The 3541-nt window shown below is 68.5% G+C and carries 3 protein-coding genes; all 3 read left to right on the top strand.

Features of this window, described 5'->3' with window-relative positions:
* The first annotated feature begins 249 nt into the window (after positions 1-249).
* The 3 genes from CG50_RS15760 to CG50_RS15770 all read left to right on the top strand — a co-directional run bounded on the left by CG50_RS15760 (position 250) and on the right by CG50_RS15770 (position 3090).
* Positions 250-858, top strand: coding sequence for a L,D-transpeptidase (locus CG50_RS15760; protein WP_036640540.1), 609 nt, complete (start codon positions 250-252; stop codon positions 856-858).
* Between the two features lie 89 nt (positions 859-947).
* Positions 948-2387, top strand: a complete 1440-nt coding sequence (locus tag CG50_RS15765) for a cryptochrome/photolyase family protein (protein ID WP_036640542.1) — start codon at positions 948-950, stop codon at positions 2385-2387.
* Position 2388: 1 nt separating this feature from the next.
* Entirely contained in the window at positions 2389-3090 is a 702-nt protein-coding gene (locus CG50_RS15770; RefSeq protein WP_051910096.1) for a tryptophan-rich sensory protein, read from the top strand.
* Positions 3091-3541: the final 451 nt, after the last annotated feature.

Below are 3541 nucleotides of genomic sequence, written 5' to 3' on the forward strand. Positions count from 1 at the left end.
TAGGGGGCAGAGCCCCCCGCTTTTCTTTCTGCGGGACACAGCCCTTCGCCCGCCCCACCACAAGCAGAAATCCCCCCTTCCTGGACCTCGGCACAAGAAATCACGGGATCGTGACCTTGCCCGGACTGGCCCGTGCTGCGACACTGTGAAACCCTTCAGCGGATCCTCGGATCCCGAAACGATCCTCCGAACCGAAGCCGAAAGCGCTTCAAAGTCAGAAACATCTCAAAGACAGTCGAGACCGAACCCATGAGTTCCTCCCCCCTGCCCCCGTCCGTCCTGACCCGTCGCGCAGCGCTCGCCTTCGGCAGCGTCGCGCTGTTCGCGCCCGCCCTCGCCCGCGCCGACACGCAGGACATCCCGATGGCGCAGCAGCCCGCCATCGTTCCGCCGCCGGAGCGGCGCAACATGGCCTCGTTCCGGTCGATCTACTGGCAGGACCATTACGACGCGCTGACCCAGGTGACGCTGATCGCCGACACCCAGTCGCGCGTGCTGCATTACTGGTCGGCCGACGGCAGCGATTACCGGGTCTACCCGACCTCGGTGCCGATCAGCGAGGACATGACCAAGCGCGGCTATACCCATATCGTGCGCAAGAAGATCGGCCCGAGCTGGACCCCCACCCCCTCGATGATCGCGAAGGATCCCTCGCTGAAGCCGATGGCCGCCGGACCGGACAATCCGCTCGGCACCCATGCGATGTATCTCAGCTGGCCCGCCTACATCATCCACGGCACTCATGACACCCGCAAGATCGGGCGGCGCAGCTCCTCGGGCTGCATCGGCACCTTCAACCAGAAGATCGCCGAACTTTATGAGCTGTGCCCGGTCGGCACCCGCGTCAAGGTTCTCTGAGAGCCAGACGATTACACGCCCCCGCCTTTGCACCCGCAGGCGGGGGCGTGCTACATCTGGGCCGCCCCCCCTGCACGAAAGGCGGCACAATGGCACATCCAGCCGGACTTCTGTGGCTGAGCCGGGATCTGCGTCTCGGTGACAACCCTGCACTGCTCGCCGCGATCGCCGACGGGCCGCTTCTGCCGGTGTTCCTCGTCGACCGGATGACCCGCGCGCAGGGTGCGGCCAGCCGCTGGCGGCTCGCGCGCGGGCTCGCAGCCTTCGACCGCGCACTGAAAGAGCGCACCGGCGGACGCGGACTGTGCATCCTCGAAGGCGAGGCCGAAGAGATCTTCCCCCCCCTGATGCGCCGTCTGGACCTCGGCAGGCTGCATCAGTCGGACTGGCCCACCGCCGCGATGCGCTCTGCCCAGGGCCGGTTGCGTGCGGCGCTGGCCGCCGAGGGGCGTTCCCTGATCCTGCACCCGGGCCATCTGCTCGTTCACCCCCGCGCCGTGCAAAGCGGCACCGGCGGAACCTACAAGGTGTTCACCCCCTTCGCCCGGGCGGTCGAGCGCACCGGACCCGAAAGCCCCGCCCCCGATGCGCCCCTGCGCATCGTGGCCTTCGCCGATCCGCCCGCGGGGATCGCCCCCGCAGCGCTCGACCTCGCACCCGACATGCGGCGCGGACGCGCCGCGCTTGAGCGATTCGCCCTGCCCGCGGGCGAGACGGCCGCTCTTGCCCGCCTCGATGCGTTCCTCGACAGTGCCGCATCCTACTCCGAGAACCGCGACCGGCCGGACATCGCGGCGACCTCGAACCTGTCGGAGCATCTGGCCCTGGGCGAGATCGGCCCGCGCGCCCTGTGGGCACGGGCCCGGATGCACGCCCGCCTCGCCCCGGCGCAGGCCGCCGGGATCGGGAAGTTCCTGTCGGAGGTGATCTGGCGCGAATTCGCCTGGCATCTGCTGATCGCCTTCCCGCAGATGGCCGAGGCCTGCTGGCGCCCCGAATGGGAGGCCTTCCCCTGGCGCAAGGACGGCCCCGGGCTGGAGGGCTGGAAACGCGCATCGACCGGCGTCGCGCTGGTTGACGCGGGCCTGCGCGAGATGTGGGTGACGGGACGGATGCACAACCGTGTGCGCATGGTCGTGGCAAGCTGGCTGACCAAGCATCTGCTGACCGACTGGCGCGCCGGTCTGGCGCATTTCGCCGATTGCCTGACCGACTGGGATCCGGCGGCGAACGCGATGAACTGGCAGTGGGTCGCCGGTTGTGGCCCCGATGCCGCCCCCTATTTCCGCATCTTCAACCCCGAACGTCAGGCCGAACAGTTCGACCCCGAGGGTCGCTATCGCCGGCGCTGGCTCGCGGGGTTCGCGGGCAACCCCGGCCCCGAGGCCCAGGCCTGGCACGACAGTATCCCGCTGTCCTGGACCGTGCCCGCGTGCTGGCGCCCCGGCCCCGCCGCAGCCCTGAGCACAGGCCGCGCCGCCGCCCTCGCCTCACTTGCCGCGTTTCGTTCCCAGACCCCGGAGGACTGACATGAAAGACCGCCTCATCCGCGCCGCGATCCTCGCCCTGACCGTCGCCTTCGCCGCCGCGCCGTTCCTGTCGAAGGGGTTCGGCGGCTTCTATAAAGAAAGCTTTCCGGTGCAGGTCGATCGCTGGCCCGCACAGCCGGTCGGGTGGGCCTTCGCGATCTGGGGGCCGATCTATGCCGCGCTGATCGTGACGGCACTCCGCGCTCTGCTCCTTCGCCCGGAAGTAACGCCCGGCTGGAGGCGCGCAGCCCTGCCCCTCGGCGTCAGCCTGTTTCTCGGGACGTTCTGGGTCGAGACGGCGATGCGCGCGCCGCTTCTGGCGACGGCGCTGATCGTGCCGATGGCCGCGATGGCCATCGTTGCAGCCTGTCGCGCCGGCACCGATCTGCGCGAGGCCGGTGCCCTCGGCTTTTATGCCGGCTGGTTGACAGCCGCGGCGGGCGTGGCGGTCTCGGTGGTGCTGACGGGCTATGGTGTCCTCGGGGCCGGGGCTGCCGCCGTGTTGCTGGTGCTCGCGGTCCTGGCGGTGGCGCTTGGCGTCATCGGAAAGGCGCGCCCGGTCTGGACCTATCCGGCCGGCACGATCTGGGCTCTGATCGGCATTGTCGTAGCGAACGGAGAGGCCGGCGATGCACCGATGACAGGGCTTGCCGGCGTCGGGATCGGGGCCGTCCTGATCGCAGCACTCCGCAAGCGCACCTGAACCGGCCCGGGCGGCGCAAACGCACAGGGCCACGGCCCACATCCGCTTGTGCTGCTCGTGCAAGGGAAAGGCCTTCCCTTTCATCCGTTGATCGCCTGTCCGTCTTGTGTAAATGCAGCCCGCCGCACGTTCGAGCTGCTGCCTTCGGAGATTGAGGGCTGGGTCGAGGACGCGAAGCGCGGCATGGATATCGAGGGGGGCCGTGGTTACCATGCAGCCGCGTAAGGCCCGCCGGAGGGGCCGGCGGAGGGGCGGGCGATCGCAAGTTGAGGTAGTTAGGGGGACCGGCTCGGATCAGAACTTGTGTCCGTTGCCGCGATTGTTGTTTTGGGGGATTAGGCACAGACGATCTGTGGGGGGATTTGGCTATGAATGCAAAAACCTCCGGGGCGGTGCCTTCGGAGGTTTTTGGAATTAGAATTGGTTGCGGGGGCAGGATTTGAACCTGCGG

It is taken from the genome of Paenirhodobacter enshiensis (genome assembly GCF_000740785.1).
Lineage (GTDB): Bacteria > Pseudomonadota > Alphaproteobacteria > Rhodobacterales > Rhodobacteraceae > Rhodobacter > Rhodobacter enshiensis.

Bases quoted from the DNA above. Each gene is read 5' to 3' on its own strand.
- CG50_RS15765 (WP_036640542.1), top strand. From the start codon at position 948: ATGGCACATCCAGCCGGACTTCTGTGGCTGAGCCGGGATCTGCGTCTC.
- CG50_RS15760 (WP_036640540.1), top strand. From the start codon at position 250: ATGAGTTCCTCCCCCCTGCCCCCGTCCGTCCTGACCCGTCGCGCAGCG.
- CG50_RS15770 (WP_051910096.1), top strand. From the start codon at position 2,389: ATGAAAGACCGCCTCATCCGCGCCGCGATCCTCGCCCTGACCGTCGCC.